Here is a 1,929-nt window from a genome sequence, read left to right as displayed (position 1 = left end):
ACGATTGCGCTTTACGGCACTTTTAAAGCTCTTTTTGGGTACGGCGACCCCGGCCTGGATTTTTAGGTCTTCAGGGAGTTCGGTGTTCAGATAGATCAGTTTGATAGGATAGTTGGACACCGATTTCCCTTGGGCAAATAGCAGGTCAATTAGCTTCCTACTTTTTAGTTTTTCTTTATTGGGAAAGGTGTGGCCCATGGGATGGTTTATGTCACCGATATACCTGAGAACCACAGCGCTTCAAAAAGGAAAAAAGAAACACGAATTGGCACAAATTACATACGTTCAGTCCCACTTCGGTTACAGCTCCTTTTGCCACACATTATCCTCTTGCTTGACATCGGCCATTAACTGTGACGGATCGATTACGACGGCTTTTATGCTTTCTAAAGGTTTGTCAATGGTAAAACGGTAAGTGGGAAAGGCCCAGGGCCAATCCTGCAATACCGTACGGTTTATTTGCGGGTGCGGATTCTCCTTTTCACCGCGCATCATCCGAAGCGGCGCATAAAATGTTTCTTTGGTACCATCCTTATAAACGACCAGAATATCTATAGGCATCGGCATTTGTCCGGTCCGCACTAAACTGATTTTGGTTTTACCGCTGTCCGCTACAACATCGGTGATGCCATAATCAATGGTGTTGGTGGTCTGCGTCCAATCCGTAAGGTACCAATCGAGCTCCATACCTGATACTTTTTCGGCCTCCCTATTAATATCGTTGGGCACGGGATGCTTAAACTTGAAATCCCTATAATAATTTTGGATGGTTTTCATCAGCTTGTCCTGCCCTATAATATAACCCAATTGGGACAGAAAAATAGAGCCCTTGCTATACGCGGCTATACCGTAGGCGTAGTTGACATCGTAGCGGTCGGCATGCGTGGTCTGCGGTTGCTCAAGTCCTGAATTGACCAGGTTGTAATAGCCTTTATACGTGTTTTCAAACGGGTTCTCCTTGCCTTCTTCCATGATTTGGTTCATGGCCAGCGTAGAAATAAAGGTAGTGAAACCTTCGTCCATCCATTCGTGTTTCGATTCGTTCGTGGCCAACACATGCTGGAACCAAGAGTGCGCCATTTCATGGGCGGTTACGCCCACTAGGCTACCGAAGTTTCTGCCCCCGGTGATCAAGGTACCCATCGCGTATTCCATACCCCCGTCGCCCCCGTGTATCACGGAGTATTGGTCATAGGGATACTCACCGATATTTTTATTGAAAAACTGCATCAGTGCCGCGGTCTTTGGCTGTAGTTTTTTCCAGTTCCCTATGATCTCGGTGTCGTTTTTATAGAGGAAATGCAACATTGGCCCGTTCTCGACTTGAAGAGTATCGTGCAAATAGTCGGGGTCGGCGGCCCACATAAAGTCATGTACCATGGGCGCCTTAAAATGCCAGGTTAACGTCCTGCCTTTTTGACGCTTTACTTTCGTGCCCGGAGCTTCGTATCCGTGACCAATTTCCTGTGGGTTCTGTAAATAGCCGCTTCCGCCGACCACATACTCCTTATCGAGGGTCAGTTTTACGTCGAAATCTCCCCAAACCCCATGGAATTCTCGGGCGATATAAGGGTCGGCGTGCCATCCCTCAAAATCATACTCGGCCAATTTCGGATACCATTGGCTCATGGACAATGCAACACCTTCCTCACTGTTACGGCCCGAACGCCGAATCTGTAAAGGCACCTGCCCGCGGAATACCATATCGAAAGTCGTTTTGCCTCCGGGGAGCAGGGGCTTTGCCAAATTAACCGTAAGAACGGTGCCTTCCTCTGCAAAGTCCACTTTTTGTCCGTCCTGCAAAAGGGATGCGGGATGCAAAAATCCCATTTCACTTTCTGATAGCCCCGAAATCCTACTTTTTCCACCCTCCGTCGTCATTCGTTTATCGGGATCTTTGATGTTCTGCAACCGGATATCCATCTCGCT

The 1,929-nt window shown here is 47.9% G+C and carries 2 protein-coding genes; both read right to left on the bottom strand.

The features are described from left to right. Positions 1-198: ribonuclease P protein component (locus tag ACEW8S_RS19395; protein ID WP_373519758.1), on the bottom strand; the 198-nt coding region annotated here is incomplete at its 3' end. Positions 199-300: 102 nt separating this feature from the next. Next, positions 301-1,929, bottom strand: a 1,629-nt coding sequence (locus tag ACEW8S_RS19390) for a M1 family metallopeptidase (RefSeq protein WP_373519757.1), incomplete at its 5' end; no start/stop codon positions are given.

This window comes from Pricia sp., assembly GCF_041745955.1.
Classification (GTDB): domain Bacteria; phylum Bacteroidota; class Bacteroidia; order Flavobacteriales; family Flavobacteriaceae; genus Pricia.
The sequence above is the reverse complement of the archived record's forward strand: the minus strand, read 5'-3'. Positions and strand labels throughout refer to the sequence as shown.